Source organism: Vreelandella maris (assembly GCF_013371085.1).
Lineage (GTDB): Bacteria > Pseudomonadota > Gammaproteobacteria > Pseudomonadales > Halomonadaceae > Vreelandella > Vreelandella maris.
Window position 1 is genome coordinate 148565 of record NZ_JABWCV010000002.1, and the last position, 25315, is coordinate 173879.

Sequence of the window (25315 nt, forward strand, 5' to 3'; positions counted from 1 at the left end):
CAGTCTAGGCGAGCTTAGTCAAAAAGGGTATTGACACGGGAGTCATAAGAGTGTTGCCACAGGGCAACAATCACAATCGGCGATAACCCGCTGGCGAGTGGTACCACCACTGCCTCGGCGCTTCAGCGAACAGGGTCGCGGCAAATTCTTCCAGCGCTTCTGGAGTCACGTCCACCAAGGCATGTTCCATGACTTCCCAGGGCCGTAAAATTAGCGCCGTAGCCGTTGGCGGCATTGCTGTGGACAGGGATGAGCCAATGACAGCATGGCGCAACGCTTGCCAGCTCGCCAAGATAGCCTCGCCAGGCGTTTCGGGAGGGCCCCATTGCATGCTTAAACCATCCAGCCGCCGCGCCAGTGTGGCCTCACCCAGACGGGCCAGCGCCATGCCTTTCTGCTTAAGAAAACATTTCACCGCTTCTTGCAGGTCATCAATATCGGCATGCGGAGACTGCACCACGTAGCCCAATCGCGGCCAGCCGTCTGCCTCGCGATAGCGCACAGCTGCGACATAACCCAAACCTTGGTGAACGCGAAGCTCCTGGAAAAAAGCACTATCATGCGCATCGGCAAGTAGCCGCATCAACAGTCGGCTCACGGGGGTATCATCGGGGCCATCGATTTGTAGCATCAGCGCATGATCTTCACCCTGTGGCGCGAGCCAGCGAGGTGCTCCAGCGACGCTTGTGGATAGCGTTTCGTGGCTTGATTCAACAACACCACAACTGTAATCGAGCAATTCAGACGCTTGTGTGGCCAGGCGCTGCGAGGCGCTAAGATACTCGCTGGGCCCAAGCCAGCCCATGCTCCAACTCAATATTCGTTTACCCAACGGTTGCGCATCGTGTCTGGGAAAAGGCACCCCCAAGCATGCCAGCATACGTTGCGCCAGCAAGCCGGCTGGCGCAACGCTGGGTTGTGAAGAGCGGGGTTGTAAAGAGCGGGCTTGGCCCCGCGGCGAATCAGGCGTGACCACTGCCCATGCTGCCAATGCTTGAGAAGCCACCGACTCGAGGCCTTGAGGCTCGCCCTGCACTCTCAGCCAATCGCCTCTGGTATCACCGCCCAACGTTAATGTCACGGCAGCATTTCGTGCCGCTTGGCGAAGTGCCAACGTATGCTGGTGCCACGCCGCCAGGCGTACTTGCTGAGTCTTCCTGGGCGCAGGCCAGCCGAGACACCAACTGCTATCCTGTTGCCCGCTCCCTCCCGCCCACCAGAGGCCGAAAGACCCATGCTCGCCAAGGCACTCGGCCACTGTCGGCGAGCTGGCAACAGCGCCCCGGGTCAAATAATCCTGCAGTGCGATGCGTGGTGCCGGACAAGGCGCCAATCTTGCGGCGCTGGTAGACGCCCTACCTTCCGGCCAGCTCACTCGTCGAAACGGGGTCAATGTATTTGGCACATACTCGACATCGGCATCGAGTCCCTGCTTTTCTTCCATGATGCGACACGCCGATGGCGCCAAACAGGCCTCGAGTTCGTCGAACGCGCACTGAAAGCCATTATCGCCATGATTATCGCTATGCTCAGTGGAGGGCGGCTGGGCCAACCGTCGAGCCAGTTGTAGCGCATAGTCATCTAAATCGGTTTCGCTAATTAAGGGATATGGGCACGGTTGAATGACGAGACGCGATGGTAATTCCCTTACCGCACTCAGGCAGGTCGCCAACAGCCTGTCCACACAGCGCTCGCCCCTTGGGGTCAGCGTCAAGGTTAAGCACAGCGCGGGACCAGTACCCTCCGGCCTGACGGTCGCCGCCATGTCGGCAATGGCAGCCTGCTCCTGCAGCGTGGCGGCCAGTCGGCCATCGCATAAGGTCGTTAGCGCGTGGTCGAGAAGCGCAGCATGATGCTCCGCCAAAGAGGATGACAGTGGCCATAGCATCTCGAGTTTTGGCGCTGTCGATGCCTGCTTAGGGGGCAGGCACCATTGCAGATAGGCCGGTGACGCCCAGCGAGCGTTCGACTGTCGATTGAGAGGTCGTGCGCCGTCGGGGATAGCACTGCATGTCGGTTCCAGCATCTCGAACTGGCTAGCAAGCGATGCCGGCCCGAGCATTACCATGCTGATACGCTCGGCACGATAATGTGTGTCGTGAAAGTCGCCGAGAGCCTCGCAAAGGGAGGCACTACCTTTGCCAAGAGTGCCACGATGACCGGCATGAAAATCGGCGGCGGGATGGTCAGGCTGGAACAGCCGCGACAGAACTGCTTGGCGGTGCAGTGCCGGGTCTGCCAGGCGAGCTTGAAACTCGGCATCGATAACCTCAATTTCCCGGCTGATCGCGGATGTCACGAGGCACGGCCGTACCAGCAGGTCGATTAATCTAACAAGCCCCTCCTGCGCGGCGGCAGGTGGCAAACTCAGGTGATAATCAGTGACAAATTCATCGGTCTTGGCATTGTAGCGCCCCCCTTGCTCGCCCACCCAGGCAGCAAAGGCGCCCGGCTGAGGTGAGTTCCGTGAGCCGAGAAAAAGTGAATGTTCGAGTAGATGGGCCAGCCCGGGCCGCTCGCGGGGTTCATCAAGATAGCCCGCCCCCACCGCAGCGACCAGGCGTACCTTACGTGCGGAAGGCACCTCCACAGCCAGGATATCGGTGCCGCTTGGCAAGCGTTGACGAGCGACACGACTGCCCGTCGGCAATGCCGGCATCCCACTTAGCAGAGCCTCCTCAACGCCCATATCAACGTCCGGTGTGGGAGGTGGAGGCAAAAAAGGCGAGCTCTTCAGCGATCATGCGACGTCGATTATCCGGATGCCTAATGCCATGGCCTTCATCATCGAATAGCACTACCCTCGCCTTCACATCTCGTTGCTGTAATGCTGCGGCCATGGCGTGTGTCTGTTCCGGCACCACCACTCGGTCCTGGTCACCCTGGAAAAAAATCACTGGCGAATTGATCGAGTTGACACGGTAACAAGGGCTTTGTCTACGTTGTGAAGCGGTATCACCCAATAACCACTCAAGGTAACCGGATTCAAAGCGGTGGGTTTGTGTGGCCAAACGCGGCGCATCGGTGACGCCATAAAGGCTCGCACCAGCACGAAAACAGGTGGTTGCAGCGAGTGTATTAAGCACGGTAAAACCGCCTGCGCTCTGTCCCCGAATGAATAACTGCTCTGCATCGGCAACGCCCTGCGCAACTAGTTCATCGGCCAGAGCAATAACATCCTCGACATCCAACTGCCCCCATTCCCCCGCGAACCGTTCGCGAAAAGCGCGTCCCCAGTTGCCGCTGCCGCGTGGATTAATGTCCGCGACGGCAAATCCCTGCTGCGTCCACCAGTGTACGAGCGGATCGTAGACCGGATAGCTGGCTGACGTGGGCCCTCCGTGTACGCGAATGATCAGCGGCATAGGGCTGCCCGCCTGCGCTTCCTTACCGTCGCCGTGATAAAGGAAGGCTGTAAACCATTCATCGCCGCCCACCGTAATGGTCAGTGTTTCCGGTACAAGCGAAAGATCCAGAGTGGCTAAACTTAACAGTTTCTGGTGTTCATTATTACCAAATCGGACACGTTCCAGACGTGCGGTATGGCCGACGCCTTGAGTAATTGCATACAGCCATCCCTCGGCACTTGCCAACCCTGCCACGCGCGACGCATCGGGAAAATAGCGAGCCGACGAACGGCCTTGAGAATCGAGATGCAGAACATGCGCCGCGCCCTCTTCGAGGCGCACTACGATACCGCCATCTCCCTGCCATAGATGATGGCTTTCTCCCAGTTGCCAGGGAGTAGGAATATGATCCGCCGGCCAGTCACTGAGCAGCTTTACCGTCTCTCCTTTGAACCGATAAGGTTGCCACCAACCACCGTGATCACTCATCACGATCAATCCACCATCGCTGGCAAAACGTGGCTGACTGACGGCCGTACCGCCATCCCAGCAGTTGATGGCGCGAGCAAGCCCATCGTCTCCGAGTTCAGCAATCTTCAGTGTGGAGCGCTGCCAGGGCATATTCGGCAACTGCCATTCCACCCAGGCGAGCCAGCGACCATTGGGCGAAAGCGACGGTGCGCCATAGAAATCACTACCTTCGGCAATGACGTCGAGCTCTCCTTCGCGGATAGCCACCAGCCTCTGGCTCCCTTGACGGCCATCACCGTACTCTTCTACCGCTAACACACGACAACGATGCGGATCGGCAATCATGCCACCATAACGGGCATCCGGTCGTGACCACCAAGGGCGTGCCTCGCCTCCAGCCAAAGGCTGCTGAAGCAGTTGCTGGCTTGGGTTATCGATGATCACCACAAACTCATCGAAACAGGCATAGGCACCCCCGCCATAGCCATTGACACGGCTACCAACATCATAAAGCGGAGGTGTCAGGGCACGTGATTCACCATTCGCCCAGTGCCACAGTGTCTTGCGCCCCGTGGCTGGATTCGCCGCGAGCCAGAATGCTCCCGTCGGAGTTGCCTGCAACTCGCTCAGACCATCGGCAGGCAATGCCACCTCGCGGGGCATCGTATCGAGCAGAGAGGAAACATCGAACGTTATGTGCTTACTCATTCGCGGCAAAACACTTGCGATTCCCGTTTATTCCGTGGCGTCAGTTCCGCCACAGAGCGATTATCGGCAGCCGCCTCTGCACGTGCGGCCTCAATCAGCCCGTGTTGAGGTGATAAGCCACAAACTGGATCCGTGGCTGTCTCATCACCGGTAAGCAGGTAGGCTTGGCAGCGACAACCCCCGAAATCCTTATGACGTTCGTCACACTCACGACATGGTGAGGGCATCCATTCATCGCCTCGAAAACGGTTAAACGAAAAGCTTTCATACCAGATGCTATTGAGCGGCTGCTCACGCACCGTGGGAAATGTCATCGGCAGCTCGCGAGCACTGTGACAAGGTAGCACCGTGCCATCCGGTGTGACGGTCATGAATATCGCCCCCCAGCCTCCCATGCATGCCTTGGGACGCTCGGCATAATAATCCGGCACCACAAACAGCAAGCGCATATCCTTGCCTTCGGCAGCTAGCTGCTGGCGCCAACGCTGAGTCGTCGCCTCTGCGGCATCAAGCTGCGAACGACTCGGCAAAAGCCCCGCACGATTGAGATGTGCCCAGCCATAAAGCTGGCAATTGGCTAGCTCTACGGCATCGGCGCCCAACTCGACGCATAACGCGATGACCTTATCAATCTGATCAATATTATGCCGATGCAGCACGACATTGAGGACCATTGGATAGCCCGCTGCCTTGACGGCACGCGCCATGGCCAATTTCTTGGCATGGGCTTTTTTCGAGCCGGCCAATGCAGCCGCCATTTCCTCGTCTGCTGCTTGTAGGCTGATCTGGATATGATCAAGGCCAGCGTCGCGCAAGGCTAATATGCGCGCCTCATCGAGCCCCAGGCCAGAAGTGATTAGATTGGTATAAAAGCCCAGTTCACGCGCCTCAGCGACCAACTCTTCCAGGTCGTCACGCACCAAAGGCTCCCCTCCCGAAAAGCCCATCTGGACGGCACCCATGGCGCGCGCCTGATGCAGCACATCGCGCCACTCATCGGTGCTAAGTTCCTTTTGCTGAGAAGCGAAATCAAGGGGGTTGGAGCAGTAAGGGCACTGCAAGGGGCAGCGATAGGTAAGTTCCGCCAGCAGCCACAGCGGCGCACCGATCGTATCGTCACGCGCCTTATCGTAGGCTGTGCTAGGTTCCGGTGAACTCGAGAGTAACTTAGTCATGACGTATCCACCCCTGGTTGGCGGCGTCGAGCAGGAATTCTCTTACATCCTCCTCAAGCGTGGTGGCTTCGGGGAAACGACGCTGCAGCTCAGCGACCAACATGGCAACGTTACGCTCACCGTCCAGCAATGTCAGCACCGCGCCGGCGCTTTCGTTGAGCTGAACCATGCCTTCGGGATAAAGCAGAACATGCCGTTGTTGAGCAGGCTCCCATTGCAGGCGCCATCCCGGACGCAGCCTGTATATAGTAGTTGCCTCAATACTCGGCGTCATGCCAACCCCCGATGATAGACCCGCTCATCAGTAACGCTATGATACGGGGGACGACCAAGTTGGTAGGCCATGCTCATGGCATCAAGCATGCTCCACAGCACATCCAGCTTGAATTGCAATATATCCAGGGCGCGCTGCTGGGCCTGGTAGTTAGTGCATATATCCAGGGCAACCTCGAGACCATGGTCGACATCACGACGCGCTTCATTCAAGCGCTTGCGGAAGTAACCGTAACCGGCGGCATCGATCCAGGGGTAGTGCTGCGGCCAGCTCTCCAGGCGACTCTGATGAATTTCCGGCGCGAACAGTTCAGTCAATGACGAGATCGCCCCCTCGCGCCAGTCAGCCCGGCGCACGAAATTGAGATAGGCATCCACGGCAAAGCGGACCCCTGGGAGTACATGCTCCTGGGACCAAAGTTCTTCCCTGGTCATCCCCACGGCCTCGCCAAGAGTTAACCAGGCTTCTATGCCGCCGCCATTCTCCTGATAGCCATCATGATCCAGAAGACGCTGAACCCAACGCCGACGGGTAGCGGCATCTGGGCAGTTGGCCAACAGTGCAGCATCCTTCTGGGGTATGTTGATCTGATAATAAAAGCGATTAGCGACCCAGCCACGTATTTGCTCCGGCGTGGATCGCCCTTGCGCCATATCGACCTGGTAAGGGTGATGAATATGATAGTAAGCACCCTTGGCCATCAATGCAGCACGAAAAGCATCCCGATCGAGTGCAGGGCCGTTCTGCTTACTATCCATCTGCTTACTATCTAAAGGAGAAGCGATGGACGTCATGACGAGCTCCTTGTACTGAATACATGCCTTCTGTTATCAAGCAGCTTTTAATGAGCAATGCCGCTCGAATCAAGTCTTCTTATAGTTATAATGTGAACTTCATGCCGTCGTAGGCAACCTCAATACCGCGTTTGTCCAGTACCGCCCGCTCGGGCGAGGATTCATCGAGGATGGGGTTGGTATTGTTAATATGAATGAGGATGCGGCGTGTTGCCTCCGGCAACCGATCAAGCTCAGATAGCAATCCATTCTCGCCTTTCAGGGCGAGATGACCCATGTCCGTGCCGGTCGCCTGGCCGACACCACTCCGCTGCAGTTCATCGTTGTGCCAGAGAGTGCCATCTACCAACACACAATCAGCACGCTGCATCCAGGCACGTACGCTTTCGGTAAGCTGCCCGAGCCCCGGCGCATAGAATAGCGAGGCACCACTGCTTTCGTCTTCGATCAGCAGACCGATATTATCACCTGGCGTAGGTGAACCACGGCGTGGCGAGTAAGGCGGAGCATTACTGTCCAGGGCTATCGCCGTAAAGGTCAAGCCGGGGCACGGTTCAATCTTGAAGCGTGCCTCATGCTGGCTTTCATCAACAGGGATAGGCTGCCAACGCAGCCCCCCCTGCCAATGCGTCAGCATGGGAAATAGGGGGAAACCGGTACTCAGGTCCTGATGGACGTTCGGCGTGCACCAAACATCCAGCGGACACCCTTCCCGTAGCGATAAGAGTCCAGTGGAGTGATCGATCTGTGCATCGACCAGCAATACCCCTGCAATCCCCGTGTCACGAAATTGCCGCTTCGGATGAAGCTCAGGATTATTGGCAATTTGGGCACGAATATCCGGTGAAGCATTGCATAATAACCAGCGCTCACCATCCGTACTGATGGCTATCGACGATTGAGTGCGACTCTGTGCCATGAGGGTGCCATTGCGCACCCCATGGCAATTGGAGCAGTTGCAGTTCCACTGCGGGAAGCCGCCCCCCGCCGCCGCGCCCAATACCAGTATCTGCATGTCTTTCCCTTTAATAAACACAAACTTTATTACTTCAATTGACTAAAAATCACCAAAAAAAGTGCTACCGGTTTATCAACTTTAACAACTCCACGAAAAACGGGGCGTCCAAATAGGTACGCCCCGCTCTCCCCTAGCTTAGCAATCCTGTTTTAGCGATTAGATATATAAAGAGTTACCTCAAAACCGAGGCGGAGATCTTTATAAGCTGGCTTTGTCCACATACTAGCCTCCCAGAACAGTCTGTTTATTTGAATGCACCCTAAGTAAAGCAGTTTCCGGCAAAATCACATTACTACTAAGGTCTCGTTCTAACACACCGGCGTCTTACTGCCTTCCATAATCCTGGCCCACCTCAGCGTTTACGCGGGCTAGCGACAAGATGAAACGATTATGCACCAGATGGCAAAAGTGTTTTGACCATTAACTCGTTTTAATTCGCACCACCTGACGTGGTTATTATTGCAACTTGTGCTAAACCTTCAAAGTGTTGCTAGGAAAAATATAAAAACAAGACGTTGCGTTACTGGATTGAGCGACGCAACTTAAGTGGAGATAACAATATGCTTCCAGAAACGCGCCTCGCCATAGCGACTATAGGGCTATTGGCCATCTCGATGGCTCAGGCCAACGAGAACCAACTCGAGCTTCAACAAAACCCTGACCTCTGGGCAACTCAGCTAGGCAACTACCAGGGTCATCGATACAGCGAATTAGATCAAATCACGCGTGAGAATGTTGGGCAGTTACAGCCTCAATGGCAATTCTCCACCGGCGTACTACGCGGCCACGAAGGCGGACCGTTATACGTCGGGGATGGACGCCTCTACATTCACACCCCCTTCCCCAATAAAGTCTTTGCTCTTGATCTTGAGGACGAAGGCAGAATTATCTGGTCCTATGAACCCGATCAGGATTTCCGCGTCATCCCCGTTATGTGCTGTGATACCGTCAACCGTGGCCTAGCCTATTCAGATGGCAAGCTATTCCTCGGTCAGGCAGACAACACGCTAATCGCTCTGGATGCCGAGACCGGTGAACTGCTATGGGATGCCAGCAATGGCGACCATACCATCGGTGAATCCAACACCATGTCGCCGCTGGTCGTACACGACAAGGTCATCATGGGCATCAGTGGCGGTGAGTTCGGTATTCGCGGCCACATGACAGCCTACAATGTCGAAACGGGCGAAAGGGAATGGCGCGGCTATTCCAACGGCCCCGACGATGATGTATTGATAGACCCCGAAACCACCCTAATGATGGGCGAACCCATCGGTGAATCCGATCTCGGCTTAACTACGTGGCCGGAAGGTGAATGGGAGCGCGGCGGCGGCGCTCCCTGGGGCTGGATTACTTACGACCCGGAACTCGATCTGATCTACTATGGCACCGGTAACCCCGGCACCTGGAATCCCGAGCAGCGCACCGTCGATGGCGAGCCGGCCGACAACAAGTGGGCGATTACCGTCTTCGCGCGTGACCCCAACAACGGCGAGGTGAAGTGGGTCTATCAGAAGGTACCCTTCGATGAATGGGATTATGACGGGGTCAACGAGAACCAGTTGATCGATATTGAAATCGATGGAGAACAGCGTAAAGGACTGGCGATCATCGACCGTACCGGTTTTGGCTTCCTGCTTGATCGTGAGACGGGTGAGCTGCTGGTCGCAGAGAAGTATGCTCCTGAGACCAACTGGGCATCCCATTACGACATGGAAACCGGCCGTCCGGTGGTTAACGATGAGTTCAGCACGTTTGCCCAGGGTGTCGATGTCAATACAACCGACATTTGTCCCACGGCAATGGGTGCCAAGAACATGCAGCCGAGTTCCTACTCGCCTGATACCGGCTTGATCTACGCTGGCATCAACCGCATCTGCATGAACTATGAGCCCTTTGAAACCAATTATGTCGCAGGTCAACCCTATGTCGGTGCGACCCTGACCATGATGCCGGCCCCGGTTGAAGAAGGTGGCATGGAAGGTCGAATGGGTAGCTTTATCGCTTGGGATCCGGTCAAAGGTGAAGTCGTCTGGGAGGTCGATGAGCGTTTCGCGGTGTGGAGCGGCGCATTGACCACGGCTGGCAATCTGGCCTTCTACGGCACGCTTGAAGGCCATATCAAGGCAGTAGATATCGAAACCGGCGAAGAGCTATGGCGCTTCAAGACCCCCTCCGGCATTATCGGCAACATCAACACCTTCCGGCATAACGGCAAGCAGTATATCGGCGTGCTCTCCGGCGTAGGTGGATGGGCGGGTATCGGTCTCGCTGCGGGTCTGGAGAATCCAGAAGAGGGACTCGGTGCCGTCAGTGCCTTCTCCGGGCTGGATGAATATACCAAGCTAGGTGGCATTCTAACGGTATTCGCATTACCCGATAGCGATACCTAAAAGCACCTGCCCCCTCCTCCCGTCATGGCGGCTATCAGCCCCATGGCGGGAACCGTTAAGAACCATCTTTAAGAATATTGCGCACCACAATATTCGACATTAGCGTTATATGAAGCAATAACTACAACACGGTTTCTGACCTAGGGTGAAAGATGTTAAACAAGAAATCTCGCTCCAAGCATATCGGTATTCTGAGTATCGCAGTATTGGCCCTTAGCATCACCACGGCCTCGGCAGATAACCAGAATGTAAATAACCAGGCCCCATCTGAACAACAAGCGAGTCAAGAACCAGGCAGTTTCATCGTCAAAGACGGCAAGGTCGATCCGAATACCTACCAAGGCTATCTTACCTATACACGTCATTGTCAGGCCTGCCATGGACCTGACGCGCTGGGCTCATCCTTTGCTCCCAGCCTATCCAAGGCTGCAGAACGCCGCTCCTTTGCGGAAATTGCCAGCACTATCGCCGGAGGCCTTCAGATTCAGCCCGGCCGTGTCATGCCATCCTTCGCAGAAGATCCCAGCGTCATATCGAACATCGGTAATATTTATAGCTATCTGAAGGCACGCGCTTCTGGCGAGCTGGGTCGTGGCCGGCCAAAAGTCATCGAAGAAATGCTAAATGAGGAAGAGGGTTAACGGCTACTGCTACTGCGCTTCATTCACTATCTTCCGCCCCTGTTCCACTGGAGAGATTAATGCCCCACTCCATCCGTCTGGCCCTCTTCGTCACAGCCACCACGCTTGGCCTTATCGGTACTGGTGTGAACAGTGCTTCGGCTGACATGCCCGAGCGTGATGAACGAGAGCATCTTCGTGTCTGTGCCGATGGTAACAACCTGCCCTTTACTAACCGCGAGGAGCAGGGCTTTGAGAACCGCATCGCGCAGCTATTGGCCGAGGACATGGGCAACCCACTGACGTATGTCTGGGCACCGCAAATCATGGGTTTCGTCCGCAATACCCTCGAGTTACGTGTTTGCGATGTCATTATGGGCGTGGCCGCCGGGTATGAGTTCGTACAAGGCAGCAATGCCTACTATCGCTCCGTTTACTCCCTGATCGTGCCTGAAGGCTCCGATATCGAAATTACCAGCCTGAACGACCCCTCTTTGCAGGATCGTCGCATCGGTGTGATCGCTGAAACGCCACCGGTCGTCCCTCTGCGCAGAGCAGGCGCTAGCATCAAGGGCTATCCGCTGCAGGTCGATACTCGCGTAAGAGCGCCAGTCAAGGATGCGATAGAGGATATCGTTGCCGGCATCACTGAGGGCGCCGTTCTCTGGGGTCCGATCGCCGGCTATTATGCTGCGCAGCAGGAGCCTGCCCTGAAGGTCATACCGCTTGTCGATGACACCACCGGTGCCCACCTGCAATACCGTATTACCATGGGAATCAGACACGGTGAGCCTCAATGGAAGGACACACTCAATGATTTTATCGATCGGCGTCAGGACGATATCAACGCTATTCTAGCCGACTATAACGTGCCGCTACTGGATCGCCATGGTCAGCTTATTGATGAAGGTGCGAGGGACTCAGAATGAATTTAGTCAACCTGCGCCCGTTGAGCTTCACCCTGGGCTTCACGCTGCTTATCCTGCTACTTCCCGTTAATGCCCAAGCACAGCGTGCCGCTGCGGGCCCGCCGGACTGGCCTTGTGTGCAGCGCCTGATCCCCGAGCTTGCCTGGGGAACGCTATGGACGGGTCCCTCGCCCGATGAACTGGAACAGGAATGGTGGGAGGACGAACAAATCGGACGCACCGTACGTCTGGCAACGACCATGACCATCAGCGAAGAGCAGGCACTTGAGTACATCCAGGAATTCATCGCGGTCAGCAACCCCGATGAACAGCGCCTGACACTACTTTTCTCTGGGCTTTTCAAACAAATCAATAACGAACGAAGCCGCACCATCGAGAAGATCCGTAGTGCGTCTCGCGCTCAGGTCGCACGTTTGGAGCAGGTCTCCGAGTTAGTTGACGACCTGGAAGCAGCGCGGGATTCCTCTAGCGTCGAGCAAGAAGAAGCCGCCCGCCTGGAAGAGGAGCTGCATTGGGAGCGTCGCACTTTCACGATGCGTCAACAGGCGTTGCCGGCGCTATGTGAAAAGCCTTACTTACTCGAGGAGAGGCTTTCCAGGATGGTACGTGTCATTGATGCAGCAATGTAAAGGCCAGCAAATCATGGCAAATAATAACAACGCATAGGAGCGAAAATGAAGCACTTAACTTCCGATGTTCTAACCGCACAAGCTGGTTATTTATCAAACATTCCTCGTCTGATGCTGCTGAGCAGCTTGCTTGTCTGGTCGACCGTGACGTTGGCGCAGTCCTCTTCGCAGGAAACTGAGACGATCACCTTGGGTTATCTGGGAATCGAGCGCCCTGCGGATATCGAACCGTTATCGGTGCTTGACCCAGTTATCGATGACGAAGGCGTACAAGGTGCGCGACTTGCGGTCAATGACAATAATGCCACCGGGCAATTCCTCGGTCAGGAATTCGTGCTGGTTGAGTCTATCGTTGCGGAGCAAGGAGAAGTCCTGGCGGGTCTGGAATCACTTATCGAACAAGGAGCAGACTGGATCATAAGCGGTCTGCCTGACAAGGCCCTGCGTCAGGTACTGGAATCCTCGGCGCTGGAAGAGCGTGTGGTCTTTAATACTCTTGCCCAGGAAAATACCTTACGCGATGAAGAATGTCAGGCGAATGTCTTTCACACCACGCCCAGCCGGCGCATGTTGACCGACGCGCTCGCCCAGTTCCTGGGTTACAAGCAATGGCAGGACTGGGTACTGGTGCGAGGCAACACCGATGAAGACCAACTCCTGGCGGAGGCACTTCGCGAATCAGCCCAGCGCTTCGGTCACAATATCGTTGAAGAGAGGATGTGGCCACACGACCCCATGTCCCGGCGCGCTGAAGGCGGTTTTCACGCCATACAACGAGAAATCCCGGTGTTCATGCAGAACCTGCCACAGCATGATGTGGTGGTTATCGCCGATGAGAATGATTACTTCGGTGAATACTTCCCCTACCAGACCGAGATACCCAGGCCAGTCGTCGGTACCCAGGGGTTGAAGGCTGTCGCCTGGCACCGTACTCATGAATCCTGGGGCGCCGTACAACTACAGCGGCGGTTCGAGGAGCAGGCCGAGCGCTGGATGACACCGCATGATTATGCTGCCTGGATCGCAGTACGCTCACTGGGCGAAGCTGCGGCACGCACCGGCTCGGTAGACCGCGATACGGTCATCGACTATATGCTCAGTGATGAATTCGAACTGGCCGGCTATCTCGGCCTGCCGGTGAGCTACCGCACCTGGAACCACCAGCTGCGCCAGCCAATCCTGGTAACAGGGCCCCGTATGGTCGCCTCGGTTTCTCCGCAGGAAGGTTACCTGCACCCGCGTTCCCCACTGGATTCACTGGGCGTCGATGAAGGGGAGTCACAATGCAACATTCAGTGATTCACAGTGATAAGAAATCATTAGAACCACGTATTCGGGGAAGCAAAAAAATGCTCAAGCAAGGCTTACAGAGTGTTGCACTTGCGGCACTGTTTCTAACGCCCTTCTCAGCGCATGCAGAACGCATTTTCGTCTCAAATGAGAAAGACAACACCATCTCTGTCATCGATGCACAATCATTGGAAGTGATCGAAACCATCGAGGTAGGTCGGCGTCCACGGGCGATGGCGTTCAGCAGCGACGGTAGTGAACTCTTCGTCGCGGTGGGAGATGACGAAGCGATCGACATGATCGATCTGGAGACACTGAACGTCGTACGCAGCCAAGCTTCCGGCGAAGATCCAGAGGTCATTCGAACCGATCCCAATAAGCCCTATATCTATGTCTCGAATGAAGATGACAACATCGTTTCGATTCTCGATTATGAAAAACGCACTCATGTTGATCAAATTCCGGTCGGCGTCGAGCCTGAAGGACTGGGTATCAGTCCCGACGGCAAATGGCTGATCGCGACCACCGAGACATCCAACATGGCGCATATCATCGACGCCGAGAAACGTGAAGCGGTCTACCATCGCCTGGTAGGTGCGCGTCCGCGTCACGCCGAATTCACCCCCGATGGCAAAGAAGCCTGGGTCTCGGCGGAAATTGCCGCCACGGTGTCGGTCATCGATATGCAGGAGAGCTTTGATGTCGAACATACGATCCGTTTCGATGTTCCCGGTGTCCCGCGAGAGACCGTCCAGGCCGTAGGTATTGCCATGACGTCTGACGGCCGCTATGCCTTCGTCGCACTGGGGCCGTCGAATCGAGTAGCGGTCGTTGACCAGCAGAGCTACGAAGTGCTCGATTATATTCTGGTCGGTCAACGCGTCTGGCACCTAGCACTCAATGAAGACGAGAGCCGTTTATATACGACCAATGGTGTTAGCGGCGATGTGACGGTCATCGACGTGGATGGCTTAGAAGCGATCAAGTCGGTGCCCGTGGGACGCTTTCCCTGGGGAGTGGTCGTCGAACCGTGAGTCATGAATTGAAACCCAGTGCGCACACTCATTCCGATTCACCACCGGCACTGAATGTGCGCGACCTTGGCTTCAGCTATAGCGGCAAGCCGGTGCTCAAGGACGTCTCCTTTACCCTTGGGGCCGGCGAGTTGGTGATACTCCTCGGCGCCAACGGCGCCGGCAAGACGACGCTGTTCTCGTTGATCACGCGCCTCTATGATCACCGACAAGGGCATATCGAGATCGGCGGCTTTAATCTACGCCAGCACTCAGTGCAAGCGCATGCCCAGATGGGGGTGGTCTTTCAGCAGCCTACCCTCGATCTGGATCTGACCGTAAAACAGAACCTTGTCTATCACGCAGCGCTGCATGGCATGAACCGCCGTGTGGCGCGCGAGCGCGCTATGCAACAAATCAGCCGCGTCGGCCTGCGGGACAGCCTGAATGAGCGGGTACGGCATCTGTCGGGGGGACAGCGCCGACGCGTGGAAATAGCTCGTGGGCTGCTACATCAACCCCGCTTGCTGTTGCTTGATGAGCCCACGGTGGGGCTTGATATCGCCTCACGCCGCGCCCTGGTGGAACATGTCCATCAGCTGTGCGCGGATCAGGGGGTGGCGGTGCTCTGGGCAACGCACTTGATTGATGAAGTCTATCCTCAGGATCGTGTCATTGTGCTGGATAAAGGACGAGTTCGTGCCAATGGCAGCGTCAGCGAGATCAACGCCCAGCAAGCAACTGACACTATCGGCCAGGCCTTCGATAGATTGACTGGAGGCGAGCCAGGATGAGCCTTCTGCCTTATTTGCACTGCATGTCGGGAGTGGTAGGCCGTGAGCTATTGCGCTTCGTCCATCAGCGCAGCCGCTTCGTAGCAGCCTTGGTGCGGCCTTTGGGGTGGCTGTTTGTATTCGCAGCAGGTTTTCGCATGGCGCTGGGCGTTGCCATGACCGAGCCCTATCAGACCTATATCCTTTATGAGGTTTATATCGTTCCAGGCCTGGTGGGTATGATCCAACTTTTCAATGGTATGCAGAGTTCATTATCGATGGTTTATGACCGGGAAATGGGCAGCATGCGAGTGCTGTTAGTCAGCCCCTTCCCGCGCTGGTTCTTGCTAGTCTGTAAATTACTGGCAGGCACTTTTGTATCCATCGTACAAGTCTATGTGTTCTTGTTGATCGCCTATATCTATGGCATTCAAGCGCCACTGCTGGGTTATGTGCTGGTATTGCCGACACTGATAGTGACAGGTTTTATGGTCGGTGCATTAGGATTGTTGCTATCAACGTTCGTGCGCCAGTTGGAAAACTTCGCCGGGATCATGAATTTCGTGATTTTCCCGATGTTTTTCCTCTCATCGGCACTCTATCCACTCTGGCGCATCCGCGAAGGCAGCTATCTTATCTATCAGCTTGCGGCGCTTAACCCTTTTACCTATGCCGTGGAAATGATCCGCTTCGCACTCTATGAGCAACTCAATATCGAGGCAGTATTAATCACCCTGGCGGCAACTTGTGTACTGCTAGGGTTGGCGATCCTGGGCTATAACCCGGCACACGGGATGAGTGCACGCAAGGGCGGCGCGGGCGAGTAATCACTCCTCTGCAGACACAGATTTCAAATAGCGGATGACTTGCTCACGTTGCGGGTCACCCAGGCCCCAGAACACCATGAAGGAACCGGGAAGCATGGCAGCGGGATCCTGAAGGAAAACATCAAGAATTTCAGGCGTCCAGACGAAATCTGCCTCACGTAGCACCGTTGAGAATTCATAGCCCGGCAATTTCCCAGCAGAGCGCCCAACGACACCATACAGGCTCGGGCCGGCACGCTGCACTCTGGCCTGTATCGAGTGGCAACCGCCGCACTGTTTATCAAAAACCCGTTGTCCCTCCTCCAGCGCCGATTGATTGCCCTGCGCGGCAGCGTGACCGGTCATTCCCCAGAGCAGAGTTAGTGTTATGGCCCACTGAATTCTGAACATTAACTGAATTCTGAACATTAGAAGCACTGTAAGCTGGCATCGGCCTGTACGCTTCTGAAATTCTGAAGCTGCTCTTCAAGGCTCTTGTCAGTGCGAAACAGCACGCCTAGTTCACCGCGCGTCTCATGCATACGCACGATGGTCTCCACTTCTTCGTATTCGTCATAGGGGATCTGCTCGGCGATGACATCAATACTACAAGAGCACTTCTGCATCGCTAGATAAGTTTGTCCGTTCGACGCCATGCAGCCCAGCACATAATCCACTCGTGCTTCTGTCGGAAAATCGTTGGCTACAGCGTGTGACGATAAGCAAAGGCCCAGCATAATGTAAGTCATGAGCGCGAGCAGGCCTGTTCTTGCTACGTGCTTGGCGTTGTTTTTATACATAGCCCTACCTCTGGTTCAGCCCAATGAAAGAAGGCGTACAGCCTTCCAAGTTATTGCAGTTACCGTTTTTCTTTCCATTGCATGCGGCATGGTTTTTAGTGTTGTGGCGAGTCTCCTTCACTTGATAAAGATATCTCGATTAGACCCGATAGCAAGTCAGGATATTGCGCGGACAGTGTCTGCTGTAGCTGGGCGACAGCAGGGCCCTCCAGTTGGCGAGGGTGGGCCAGCTCAACCCGATAATCGAGAATGACGCGAGCCGGGGGGCCCGACAAGAACAGCACCCGATCCGCTACCGCCAGTGCTTCACGCAAATCATGCGTCACGTATAGCACCAACGGTCGTTGCCGCTGACAAAGCGCGAGTAACGATTCGCGAAGGCGATTGCCGGTGGGCATATCCAGCGAAACGAAAGGCTCATCCAACAGCAGCAAGCGGGGCGAGACCATGAATGCACGGGCTAACGCCGCTCGCCGCTGCATGCCGCCGGAAAGTTGTCCCGGCCAGGTATTCAGGTTATCGCCCAGCCCCACCTCGCGAAGCAATTCCACCGCCCTGGCGGTCACCTGCGACTCATTTCGTACAACGCTCGCATCACGACTCTGGGATACCAGACGCACATTATCCAGGGTACTCAGCCAAGGCATCAGGCGTGGTTCCTGGAACATCATGCCCAGTTGTGAGGGTGATTCCCCAGGCATATAAAGCGTTTCTCCATCCCAACTCACCGATCCGGTAAAATTGTGATCGAGACCGCTGATCAGATTTAACAGCGTGCTTTTACCGGTGCCTGAAGGCCCGACCAGCGCTAGAAACTCCCCTGGCCGAGCGGTGAACTCCAGACCACGCAAAACGACCTTGCCATTGAAGCGCTTTTCATCGATTCGTACTTCGAGACCTGTCACTGACGCCACCTCGTCAAGCGGTTCTCCACAGGGCGCATGAGTGCCGCTTCGATCAATAATACAACGCCGGCAAAGGCGAGGGTATATGCCAGAATACTGGTAATGTCGAAAAACTGATAATACGTATGCAATTGGAAGCCCACGCCATTGCTGCGGCCAAGCAGCTCCACCACCAACACGATCTTCCAGATCAACGCCAGACCGCTGCGTGCTGCCGCCATCAGGTAGGGATATAGCTGCGGCAGATAGATTTTTCGTAGCGTATGTAACCGGGTCAAACGATACGCCTGGGCCACCTCCAGCAAGCGCTTATCCACGGCACGCGCGCCCTCGCGAACGGTGACGATCACCGTGGGAATCTTGTTCAATGCTACCGCAATGACCGCCGCGACATCCGTCAAGCCAAACCAGATATAGCAGAGCACGATGGTGACCAGTGCGGGAATATTGAGCCCCAGCACCAGCGCCCCATCCAGAGCAATATCCAGGCGCCGATGACGGCCCATGAAGATACCGATGGCGACCCCGATACTCATTGCAAGCAGGAAGCTTACCGCGACCCGCCCCAATGTCGCGGCGAGGTGATAAGGCAATTCTCCACTCAAGGTGTGCAACCAGAAGCTGAGCAACACCTCTTGAGGACTGGGCAGTACGAAAGAGTCGGCAATCAGCGCAGCGATCCACCAGAGAGCCACCAGCACGAGTAGTGATGCCGTACGCAGCAGCCAGTTTCGTGACTTCATGGCAGATGAAACCCATCCCAGAAGATAGCCCTATCCAGGCCGCGTAGATCACCGCTAAGAAGATCGCCCCCTTGTTCCGATAAAATTATGAAGAGCTGCTCAGCCGCCTCGATCTGCGCGGGGCCGTAATGCTTGGGAATACCAGCTCGATATCCCGCTCTGATGGCCGCGAACACCTTCTCGTTTTCCGGTTTTACCATCCCTCGCAAGGATTCCCACGCCTCGTCGGAGTCGGCAAGGATCGCCTTGGCCTCATAGCTAGCTTCAAGGAACCGTGCCAAGGTTTGCGGCTGCGCGTCGGCCCACTCTTCAGCGAAGACCCATCCCAACAAGGGCGGCACCGTCTCAATGCCGAGCTCGTCGAGCATGGTTTCCACGCTGATGAGGGGTTGCATACCCGAGGCGGCGAGTCGAGCGTTGTAGTGCCAGAAATTGACCGCAACCGACAGGTCTCCCTCAAGCATAAGGCGGTTAATCATGGGCGGTGCCGCATAAGTGGGCTCGACCACTGCTTCGAGATCTATACCGGCGATCCGCTGCCCATATGCCCGCAATAGAAGCCAGGTATTGTCTAACGGGCCGCCTGCAATGCCTAACTGACGTCCCTGCAAGTCTTGGAGTGTGTCGATGCCGGACGCGGGATCAACCATCACTGCCCCGACCGATAAGGAATAAGGTGCAAATTGGTAATTGCGGCCCGCCTGTCGCTGATGCGCCACCCATAGCCAATCGGAGACGATAGCATCCACACGCCCTCCCTGTAGCGCAACGGCCAGGGCATTCTCGGAAGCCAGCGGAACGATTTCCAGGTCCAGCCCACGCTTTTTATCCAATTGGTGGGCTCCGATGATGTGCATTTCCCAACTGACAGTTCCGAAATTCAGCACTCCGACACGCAGCGACAAGGGCTCTTCGGCCCTCGTCTGAGGTATCAGACCAACCATTAGCAACAGACCGACCAGGCAGCCGAGCCTGCCCCACCAGCATGCTCGTTTAACAAGGTGAACTGCAGCATACATAATTAGTTCGTCCCTTGGTTTATTGTTATCGATGTCTACAGTTAGAGGGCAAATGATGACCAACGGTAGCCGACTTTAGTATCAGCTCTAGAACCACTACACTTGGCTCCTTATTGAAGAGGGCGTCAAGCGCCTATCCCTCACCATATCCTAGGGTACGTTCATCGACTTCTGCACGCGCACTGGACGTGCCCAGTGAAACAAGAGCGGAAAGGACGCTATCGGGATGCCGGGCGCGTCGACCTGGTACTCTGCGACATCGCGCTGCGCCTATATCAAAGTAATACAGTGAAGTGCGAAGTTACACATGCCCCAGGTATTTTCCAACGTCAGGACTGGTATGTTGCCTCGCAGGGGCAGCGCTGAGTCGGTAGCACCGAAGAAATCGATGATTCTAAGTCATGAAGGTCGAGCGCAGGCAAATTTGGCAGCTGCAGCACCAAGTGTTTGCCATCATAGGCGTTGCCCACCACGTCCACCAATGAGCAGCCCCCCCTGAGCATCAACTGTTATCGCCAATGCACTGGATCTCTAGCAGCGCATTATTTTCACGACATAATCCCAGTCTATGAACCCGTACCATGTCGTTAGCCATGTCTACACATTCTGAGTGGGCTTATCATGGCGCTGGAAGAGCGCCGCGATATCATCGCCATCCTAGCGACAAAGATCACAGACCTCGCGCAGATGGTCGATTCTGATGATTTCTTTACTCTTACCCTGATCGCAGCCAACTCGCCACCTGCTCGATGCTCGAGCCAACGTAGGATACAGGATCAGGCTTTCATCAGTGATGGATTGTCCGCTATGGGTAGAAGCTGTGTGAAAATACCCGGGCTGTCCTGAGGGAGAAACTTGTATGTGAAATCTGGAGCAAGCTTTTACCATGCAACTACTTCAGAATTTGCGAGATAGCACCAATATTGATTGATTTTTGACCAGAGTGAGGCGCTCCAAACGTTTTCATACAGCCTCGGTCATTATCAGCCACCAGCTGTTTCTCATGATTCTTAAGATGGCAATATCTGAAGGAATAGCGGCTGTCACCCATCATGAACATTAGTACGAGAAGGAAACATTGGAATGCACCAGAAATGCTGGAGAGGAGCCAGCGTCCAAAAAGATTCAGCTCTGCTCACTAGGATCAAAACCAAAGTATGGGCTGACTAAATTACAGGCACAAAAAAACCGCTGAAAATCAGCGGCTTAATCGTTATATGTGGCGGAGGGACAGTCTCTCACAAAGCCCTCTGAAAACCACACCGATAGCGGTATTCCGCTAACGACTATCACAACATGCCCCCATATATGCCCCCTTAGCGAGTGCGTCACTTAGATCGGCTCATAACTCGCTTATAACTGGCTCATACTTACCCACGCGGGCGCGGGATCAACGCACGAGACCGAAGTCCGATTTTCGGACACCGCTTAAAAGTGACTCTGAGTCACTTTGCTTTTACTCAGACTGAGGGAAAGGCATCGCCCACGCGCACGCGGCTAGTTTTTACAAGTGATTGTGAGTCACTTGTACGCCTACGCGGGCAAGTCCGGTTTGGCTTGAGTGAAGCCAGTTAGGCCTAAGTCAGGGCAACATGCCCTAGCTCGGATGCTGTCTCTAGCTTAGAGACAGTGTCTCTAAATTGGTGACAGCGTTACCAGATATTCCGGTATCGCGCACGCGGGACGCTTGCCATATTGCGGTTACACAGACTGTGGGACTGCCATCCACCCACGCGCACGCGGAGCGCTTTGTACTGAGCGCAAAATTGCGCTGATTGAATGCCCATCCCCCACGCGGGGCGCTTGACCATTGCAGGGGTGTCCTGAAGCGGGACATCCCATCCCCCACGCGCACGCGGGGCGCTTAAGTCAGCACTTCTTATTGAGCAATAGCGACATAAACCACTGGCTCTCTTCTGCTAAATCGGCGGCTGCTTCCAGATCGCCGGTGGTGTACCACACGGCCACCGCCGAAAGCAGCAGATGAACCTTGCGCGGCGTCATATCTGTCAGTTCTGCTATCTCTGGGATGGGTGAGGCAATATCGCAATACTCGAGCACCATTCTGGCGTTGATTGGGCGCAGCAAATCACGGGCTGAGGGTGGAGCCCATAGGCGGCCTGCCATCACTTTGCAGGCTTCCGTGGCATCGTCAATTCCCAGCACAGCCGCCAGCCAGTGGTTCTCATCAAGACAGCGAATAGGCGGGAAGTGAAGCGGGCGATCGGAGGTTAATCGCGCCAGCATTACGCATTTACCAAAGCCGATAACGTATGCGAGCGGATCAAGAGCGGAGGGAAATAAGAGCGGAGGTGGTCGAGTTGGCACGCGGTATCTCCACAAACATAAAGGAGCCTGGCTAAAGCAACGCGCCCCCGGCTGGGTGATGAGGGCTTGAAGCTGCGCACCAGGCCAGAACGCAGCATCAAAAAATAAGGGCCGACCACGGCGCTTGAGAAGGACCTCTGCACCTGTCGGCTGACGGGGTTTTTCGAAAAAAGGGGCACTCGCCGTCTAATCCCCTGCGCGACTATTATCTAGGTAGGCCGCGATCCACCGCAGCCGCTAACACTTTGGCCAGCGAAGGCTTACAGCCGGTCTCTTTGGCAATGCGAGTCCGCTCAGCGTGGACCCGCTCAAGAAGATCACGCGGCAGTGTAGTTGCTACCCGCTGCCGGCTATTATCATGCTTTAAATGTCCCACGAGTCTGAGCTCCATGAATTAACCCAAGTACGGCGCGGCTTATTGTCGAGACCATCTAAGGCGTGAGGCCGCGCTCCCCCTCTTTGCCGATCCGCAACCCGGGCGTTAATCAGCGTGATCGCACGGCGCATCTGCTGGTCACTCAACTTAAAGTGTTTTGCGATTCGCTCACGCAGCCTGTCCGGTTCGTCGGCGTAAAGAGGGCGAGACTCGATCAGATTCCATATCAAAGGGCGCGGGCCTGCCTCATCGTCTTGGCTGCGAAAGACCACGTCAGCAGCTTCGATAAAAGCCACCAGCTCAGGCGGTAGTGCCCGCCGGCGGCCTTGAAATAGTGAAACCATTAGTTGACTACCCAGAAATAGCGCAAGCATTAGTTGACTACCCAGAAATAGGTGTCATCCGGTAGCAGCGGCAGCAGATCCACCCAGCACGTCACCAGAAGGCGGCCATTGGCGCCCTTACGTTCAACGATTAAACGCAGATCGTCCATGACGGCAATAGCGGAGCGATCAAAGGAGCCAACAAAAGTGGACGCAGTTTCCGCAGTGAGTTCAGCGGGAACGCCTGCAACGTTTAGTCGGCCATTATCCACCTGGGCGCCAGCGCCAGCAGTCCCCACCAAAGCCCGCAGCTCATCAAATCTTACTCCGGACGCTGCGGCATCAGATAATGAGAATGGGGTTAGCATTTCGGCGGCGTCGATTTCGTCCAGCAGCTCCTGGTCAACGAGATTCGCTAAACCATGGATGATAGAGGTCATGATTCTTGCGCTCAGCTCTGAGTCGCTCATGCCTTTCTGCTCGCGGCGTGACATATCGAAGCGTACAGCGCGGGTCCGCATCTGCCCAAGGTCGATGGGCGCCTCTTGGAAGGGTAGTGACTGAGCTATCGCGGGGGTAGCGTCATCGGCTGCTACAAAATTTGCTGGCTCTAGTAAGGTGAATGACCCCGGGCGGGTATAGAACGCACCGGCTGGCGCATAATCCGGCGGGGGTGGCATTCTGATAGGAATCAACCGAGCGCCAGCCTGAGCGACCCGAGAACGGTTTAGCAGGGATGCTTCCATGGATACGGTAGATCCTGCCGGAATGTTATATGTACGGCCATCAGCGCCGGGCAGTTGCGGGAGCATTTGGCGAAGCGACATGCTGCCATTAATACCCGCTACGCGAGACATTCCCGGTACTGTCTGATAACGCTCTTGATCGGTTCCCTGGCCAGCTATTCGGATGTTTCCCGGCATAGCGTTACGGGCTGCCACTAACATTTCCTCAAATTCTTCCATTTCCTACCCCTTGCGTGATCTGTGACTTGATGACGCTAAGTGTTGCAAGTTGTGCCAACTATTTCCGCTGGCGGTAGTTATTGGTTTTTTTCAGCGCGGGCACTGAAATACTTTGCTGCTCAATCGTGGCCACCATCACCCGCTTCGTCATCTAGCTCTATGTCGGCTTCGGCGGCTGACTCCAGCGCTTGAACCAGCTCAGCGGCCAACACCTCCTTAAAGCGCGCTTCGTTGGTCTCACCGATTAACAGGCTGATCACTCGGCTAGGCACGTTCATCACGTTAGCGCGGATAGTGGCGTTTTCGAGTGCCCGCGCCCGCTCGAACTCATCGATAGGCGCGACCTGTCGAAGAGAAACGGCGAGCTCCAGCTCTGCCTGTGTCGTCTCCGCTGCCAACTTGCGAAGCTTGAGCGCGTACTCGTCTAGGGGCTCGTCGCTTTCAGCATCGGCTCGCGCCTGATCACGGAGCCATTCAGAAACATCCCGCGTATTAAAATGCCTCTCTCGACCCCGCCCTCTGGACGGCGATCCCGGGCACCCCCGCCGAACCCAAGCGTCAACAGTTGTTCTGGCAACACCAAAAATCTCAGCTAACTCTATGCGATTGACTTCACGACCCTTTGCCATGCTCATTCCATCCTGGTGGCCACGCCATTAAGTAGTAGTAGGACTTGATTCCAGCTCCCTCGCTCACACAAATTTCCGCGACTCGTTCTACCCGCCGTACACCCCCCGCCGTAAGGTAGCTAAAAAGTTCTGGAAGGTAAGAGCGCCGCTGCAAGTCAGCAACGGCGCGTGATGCTATGCGCGGTATTCGCTGGGGATGTGGTAAGCAGGATCGGCAGACTGAACCAAGGCCGCAGGGGTTAGCTGCCCTGGTGCGCACGCTGGCAGGAAATGGATAGGCGCATCCCCGCCATTGGCGCGCTTACCATCAGGATAGATGCGATCAATTCGGAACTGCTCAAGCGCCAGCGGATCGGCCCACTGGTCAATAACTCTCTTCGCGTACGCCTCTATGGCCTCCCACTGCGCTCTCACCGTATAGAGGGCGAAGGCTGCGGCGTGCGGTGCTGCCTCGATGATTCTAGGTTCTTCGAAAAAGCCATGCCGCTCTTGTGCTTCCTTGGCGAGCTGCGCGGCATCTATCTGCCGCCCCTGCTGGAGCAATTCGGCTGCAATGCCTCCCATAGCAATCACCGCATGCAATTCGGCCGTGGTCGAGCAGCTAGAGACCATGGATGGATAGGCAACCCCGCCCACTTCTGGATTGGGATTCTTCCACACCAACATCCATCCACCAGTGCCACAGCATTCCATCATTACCAAGTGGCCAGCCATACGGTAGCTCGCGCTTAGTAAGCAATCGCGGTGCCAGCTCATCTCTAAAGACTCTTCCATTTCCTACTCCTTGCGTTTGATGTGTCGTGATGACGTCAAATGTCGCAAGTTGTGCCGTTGCTTTCCGCTGGCAGTGGTTAGGGTAAGTCAGCGCCAGCGGCTACTCTCTCTGCCACTCTCTCTCTGTCGTACACTGTGCTAATAGCGGTAGAAGGTGGCTTAAGTAGGAGTGGTGTAAAAACGACACCTGTGGAAGTTGGAAAAGGCGCCCAC

The 25315-nt window shown here is 55.6% G+C and carries 25 protein-coding genes; 8 read left to right on the forward strand and 17 right to left on the reverse strand.

The annotated features are described in order from the left end of the window. Positions 1-70 precede the first annotated feature (70 nt). The 7 genes from HUO07_RS02070 to pqqA all read right to left on the reverse strand — a co-directional run bounded on the left by HUO07_RS02070 (position 71) and on the right by pqqA (position 8008). The gene (locus tag HUO07_RS02070) at positions 71-2719 is read right to left on the reverse strand and encodes an insulinase family protein (RefSeq protein ID WP_176302173.1); all 2649 of its coding nucleotides are present in this window, start codon (positions 2717-2719) and stop codon (positions 71-73) included. Continuing rightward, positions 2691-4526, reverse strand: coding sequence for a S9 family peptidase (locus HUO07_RS02075; protein WP_176302174.1), 1836 nt, complete (start codon positions 4524-4526; stop codon positions 2691-2693). Before HUO07_RS02075 ends, HUO07_RS02070 begins: the two co-directional genes overlap by 29 nt. After that, positions 4523-5701 (reverse strand): pyrroloquinoline quinone biosynthesis protein PqqE, encoded by a 1179-nt coding sequence (gene pqqE / locus HUO07_RS02080; protein ID WP_176302175.1) that lies wholly within the window; start codon positions 5699-5701, stop codon positions 4523-4525. The genes HUO07_RS02075 and pqqE overlap by 4 nt, the downstream gene beginning before the upstream one ends. Further along, positions 5694-5975 carry a pyrroloquinoline quinone biosynthesis peptide chaperone PqqD gene (gene pqqD, locus HUO07_RS02085; protein ID WP_176302176.1) on the reverse strand — a complete coding sequence of 94 codons (282 nt, stop codon included), beginning with the start codon at positions 5973-5975 and terminating at the stop codon, positions 5694-5696. Before pqqD ends, pqqE begins: the two co-directional genes overlap by 8 nt. Further along, positions 5972-6733 carry a pyrroloquinoline-quinone synthase PqqC gene (gene pqqC, locus HUO07_RS02090; protein ID WP_217908755.1) on the reverse strand — a complete coding sequence of 254 codons (762 nt, stop codon included), beginning with the start codon at positions 6731-6733 and terminating at the stop codon, positions 5972-5974. The genes pqqD and pqqC overlap by 4 nt, the downstream gene beginning before the upstream one ends. Positions 6734-6854: 121 nt before the next feature. Beyond that, on the reverse strand, positions 6855-7784 hold the full coding sequence (gene pqqB / locus HUO07_RS02095) for a pyrroloquinoline quinone biosynthesis protein PqqB (RefSeq protein ID WP_176302178.1): 930 nt from the start codon (positions 7782-7784) through the stop codon (positions 6855-6857). 152 nt (positions 7785-7936) lie between these two features. Beyond that, on the reverse strand, positions 7937-8008 hold the full coding sequence (gene pqqA / locus HUO07_RS21990; RefSeq protein ID WP_176302276.1) for a pyrroloquinoline quinone precursor peptide PqqA: 72 nt from the start codon (positions 8006-8008) through the stop codon (positions 7937-7939). 339 nt (positions 8009-8347) lie between these two features. On the opposite strand from pqqA, the gene HUO07_RS02105 reads away from it, so the two are divergent. The 8 genes from HUO07_RS02105 to HUO07_RS02140 all read left to right on the forward strand — a co-directional run bounded on the left by HUO07_RS02105 (position 8348) and on the right by HUO07_RS02140 (position 16261). After that, positions 8348-10180 (forward strand): methanol/ethanol family PQQ-dependent dehydrogenase, encoded by a 1833-nt coding sequence (locus HUO07_RS02105; protein WP_176302179.1) that lies wholly within the window; start codon positions 8348-8350, stop codon positions 10178-10180. Positions 10181-10332: 152 nt separating this feature from the next. After that, positions 10333-10821 (forward strand): c-type cytochrome, encoded by a 489-nt coding sequence (locus tag HUO07_RS02110; protein ID WP_176302180.1) that lies wholly within the window; start codon positions 10333-10335, stop codon positions 10819-10821. Positions 10822-10880: 59 nt separating this feature from the next. Next, positions 10881-11729, forward strand: coding sequence for a quinoprotein dehydrogenase-associated putative ABC transporter substrate-binding protein (locus HUO07_RS02115; protein ID WP_176302181.1), 849 nt, complete (start codon positions 10881-10883; stop codon positions 11727-11729). After that, positions 11726-12358: a hypothetical protein gene (locus HUO07_RS02120; protein WP_176302182.1), complete on the forward strand. Its 633-nt coding sequence runs from the start codon at positions 11726-11728 to the stop codon at positions 12356-12358. The genes HUO07_RS02115 and HUO07_RS02120 overlap by 4 nt, the downstream gene beginning before the upstream one ends. A gap of 45 nt (positions 12359-12403) precedes the next feature. After that, positions 12404-13657, forward strand: coding sequence for an ABC transporter substrate-binding protein (locus HUO07_RS02125; RefSeq protein ID WP_246286412.1), 1254 nt, complete (start codon positions 12404-12406; stop codon positions 13655-13657). Then, positions 13642-14682, forward strand: coding sequence for a PQQ-dependent catabolism-associated beta-propeller protein (locus HUO07_RS02130; protein ID WP_246286424.1), 1041 nt, complete (start codon positions 13642-13644; stop codon positions 14680-14682). Before HUO07_RS02125 ends, HUO07_RS02130 begins: the two co-directional genes overlap by 16 nt. Then, positions 14679-15455 (forward strand): ABC transporter ATP-binding protein, encoded by a 777-nt coding sequence (locus tag HUO07_RS02135; protein WP_340162483.1) that lies wholly within the window; start codon positions 14679-14681, stop codon positions 15453-15455. Before HUO07_RS02130 ends, HUO07_RS02135 begins: the two co-directional genes overlap by 4 nt. Then, positions 15452-16261 carry an ABC transporter permease gene (locus HUO07_RS02140; RefSeq protein ID WP_176302183.1) on the forward strand — a complete coding sequence of 270 codons (810 nt, stop codon included), beginning with the start codon at positions 15452-15454 and terminating at the stop codon, positions 16259-16261. Before HUO07_RS02135 ends, HUO07_RS02140 begins: the two co-directional genes overlap by 4 nt. Here HUO07_RS02140 and HUO07_RS02145 read toward each other — a convergent pair whose 3' ends face one another. The 10 genes from HUO07_RS02145 to HUO07_RS02190 form a co-directional block, all read right to left on the reverse strand. Further along, positions 16262-16669, reverse strand: coding sequence for a c-type cytochrome (locus tag HUO07_RS02145; protein ID WP_176302184.1), 408 nt, complete (start codon positions 16667-16669; stop codon positions 16262-16264). Continuing rightward, the gene (locus HUO07_RS02150; RefSeq protein WP_176302185.1) at positions 16669-17040 is read right to left on the reverse strand and encodes a hypothetical protein; all 372 of its coding nucleotides are present in this window, start codon (positions 17038-17040) and stop codon (positions 16669-16671) included. The genes HUO07_RS02145 and HUO07_RS02150 overlap by 1 nt, the downstream gene beginning before the upstream one ends. A gap of 95 nt (positions 17041-17135) precedes the next feature. Further along, positions 17136-17945 carry an ATP-binding cassette domain-containing protein gene (locus HUO07_RS02155; protein ID WP_176302186.1) on the reverse strand — a complete coding sequence of 270 codons (810 nt, stop codon included), beginning with the start codon at positions 17943-17945 and terminating at the stop codon, positions 17136-17138. Then, the gene (locus tag HUO07_RS02160; protein ID WP_176302187.1) at positions 17942-18688 is read right to left on the reverse strand and encodes an ABC transporter permease; all 747 of its coding nucleotides are present in this window, start codon (positions 18686-18688) and stop codon (positions 17942-17944) included. Before HUO07_RS02160 ends, HUO07_RS02155 begins: the two co-directional genes overlap by 4 nt. Next, positions 18685-19545: an ABC transporter substrate-binding protein gene (locus tag HUO07_RS02165; RefSeq protein WP_246286426.1), complete on the reverse strand. Its 861-nt coding sequence runs from the start codon at positions 19543-19545 to the stop codon at positions 18685-18687. Before HUO07_RS02165 ends, HUO07_RS02160 begins: the two co-directional genes overlap by 4 nt. Before the next feature lie 2031 nt (positions 19546-21576). Next, positions 21577-22035, reverse strand: coding sequence for a hypothetical protein (locus HUO07_RS02170; RefSeq protein ID WP_176302188.1), 459 nt, complete (start codon positions 22033-22035; stop codon positions 21577-21579). Positions 22036-22398: 363 nt separating this feature from the next. Then, positions 22399-22785: a hypothetical protein gene (locus HUO07_RS02175; protein WP_176302189.1), complete on the reverse strand. Its 387-nt coding sequence runs from the start codon at positions 22783-22785 to the stop codon at positions 22399-22401. Continuing rightward, positions 22785-23699: a hypothetical protein gene (locus HUO07_RS02180; protein ID WP_176302190.1), complete on the reverse strand. Its 915-nt coding sequence runs from the start codon at positions 23697-23699 to the stop codon at positions 22785-22787. Before HUO07_RS02180 ends, HUO07_RS02175 begins: the two co-directional genes overlap by 1 nt. Positions 23700-23818: 119 nt before the next feature. Next, positions 23819-24328 carry a helix-turn-helix domain-containing protein gene (locus HUO07_RS02185; protein WP_217908751.1) on the reverse strand — a complete coding sequence of 170 codons (510 nt, stop codon included), beginning with the start codon at positions 24326-24328 and terminating at the stop codon, positions 23819-23821. A gap of 174 nt (positions 24329-24502) precedes the next feature. Then, positions 24503-25102: a hypothetical protein gene (locus HUO07_RS02190; RefSeq protein WP_176302192.1), complete on the reverse strand. Its 600-nt coding sequence runs from the start codon at positions 25100-25102 to the stop codon at positions 24503-24505. Between the last annotated feature and the right edge of the window lie 213 nt (positions 25103-25315).

What these genes read in the sequence shown, in the direction of transcription:
- HUO07_RS02145 (WP_176302184.1), bottom strand. Translation starts at nt 16,669, where the DNA reads ATGTTCAGAATTCAGTTAATGTTCAGAATTCAGTGGGCCATAACACTA.
- pqqE (WP_176302175.1), bottom strand. Translation starts at nt 5,701, where the DNA reads ATGACTAAGTTACTCTCGAGTTCACCGGAACCTAGCACAGCCTACGAT.
- HUO07_RS02185 (WP_217908751.1), bottom strand. Translation starts at nt 24,328, where the DNA reads ATGGCAAAGGGTCGTGAAGTCAATCGCATAGAGTTAGCTGAGATTTTT.
- pqqD (WP_176302176.1), bottom strand. Translation starts at nt 5,975, where the DNA reads ATGACGCCGAGTATTGAGGCAACTACTATATACAGGCTGCGTCCGGGA.
- HUO07_RS02140 (WP_176302183.1), top strand. Translation starts at nt 15,452, where the DNA reads ATGAGCCTTCTGCCTTATTTGCACTGCATGTCGGGAGTGGTAGGCCGT.
- pqqC (WP_217908755.1), bottom strand. Translation starts at nt 6,733, where the DNA reads ATGGATAGTAAGCAGAACGGCCCTGCACTCGATCGGGATGCTTTTCGT.
- HUO07_RS02125 (WP_246286412.1), top strand. Translation starts at nt 12,404, where the DNA reads ATGAAGCACTTAACTTCCGATGTTCTAACCGCACAAGCTGGTTATTTA.
- HUO07_RS02110 (WP_176302180.1), top strand. Translation starts at nt 10,333, where the DNA reads ATGTTAAACAAGAAATCTCGCTCCAAGCATATCGGTATTCTGAGTATC.
- HUO07_RS02105 (WP_176302179.1), top strand. Translation starts at nt 8,348, where the DNA reads ATGCTTCCAGAAACGCGCCTCGCCATAGCGACTATAGGGCTATTGGCC.
- HUO07_RS02075 (WP_176302174.1), bottom strand. Translation starts at nt 4,526, where the DNA reads ATGAGTAAGCACATAACGTTCGATGTTTCCTCTCTGCTCGATACGATG.
- HUO07_RS02175 (WP_176302189.1), bottom strand. Translation starts at nt 22,785, where the DNA reads ATGCTTGCGCTATTTCTGGGTAGTCAACTAATGGTTTCACTATTTCAA.
- HUO07_RS02120 (WP_176302182.1), top strand. Translation starts at nt 11,726, where the DNA reads ATGAATTTAGTCAACCTGCGCCCGTTGAGCTTCACCCTGGGCTTCACG.
- HUO07_RS02150 (WP_176302185.1), bottom strand. Translation starts at nt 17,040, where the DNA reads ATGTATAAAAACAACGCCAAGCACGTAGCAAGAACAGGCCTGCTCGCG.
- HUO07_RS02115 (WP_176302181.1), top strand. Translation starts at nt 10,881, where the DNA reads ATGCCCCACTCCATCCGTCTGGCCCTCTTCGTCACAGCCACCACGCTT.
- HUO07_RS02165 (WP_246286426.1), bottom strand. Translation starts at nt 19,545, where the DNA reads ATGCACATCATCGGAGCCCACCAATTGGATAAAAAGCGTGGGCTGGAC.
- HUO07_RS02160 (WP_176302187.1), bottom strand. Translation starts at nt 18,688, where the DNA reads ATGAAGTCACGAAACTGGCTGCTGCGTACGGCATCACTACTCGTGCTG.
- HUO07_RS02190 (WP_176302192.1), bottom strand. Translation starts at nt 25,102, where the DNA reads ATGGAAGAGTCTTTAGAGATGAGCTGGCACCGCGATTGCTTACTAAGC.
- HUO07_RS02130 (WP_246286424.1), top strand. Translation starts at nt 13,642, where the DNA reads ATGCAACATTCAGTGATTCACAGTGATAAGAAATCATTAGAACCACGT.
- pqqB (WP_176302178.1), bottom strand. Translation starts at nt 7,784, where the DNA reads ATGCAGATACTGGTATTGGGCGCGGCGGCGGGGGGCGGCTTCCCGCAG.
- HUO07_RS02180 (WP_176302190.1), bottom strand. Translation starts at nt 23,699, where the DNA reads ATGGAAGAATTTGAGGAAATGTTAGTGGCAGCCCGTAACGCTATGCCG.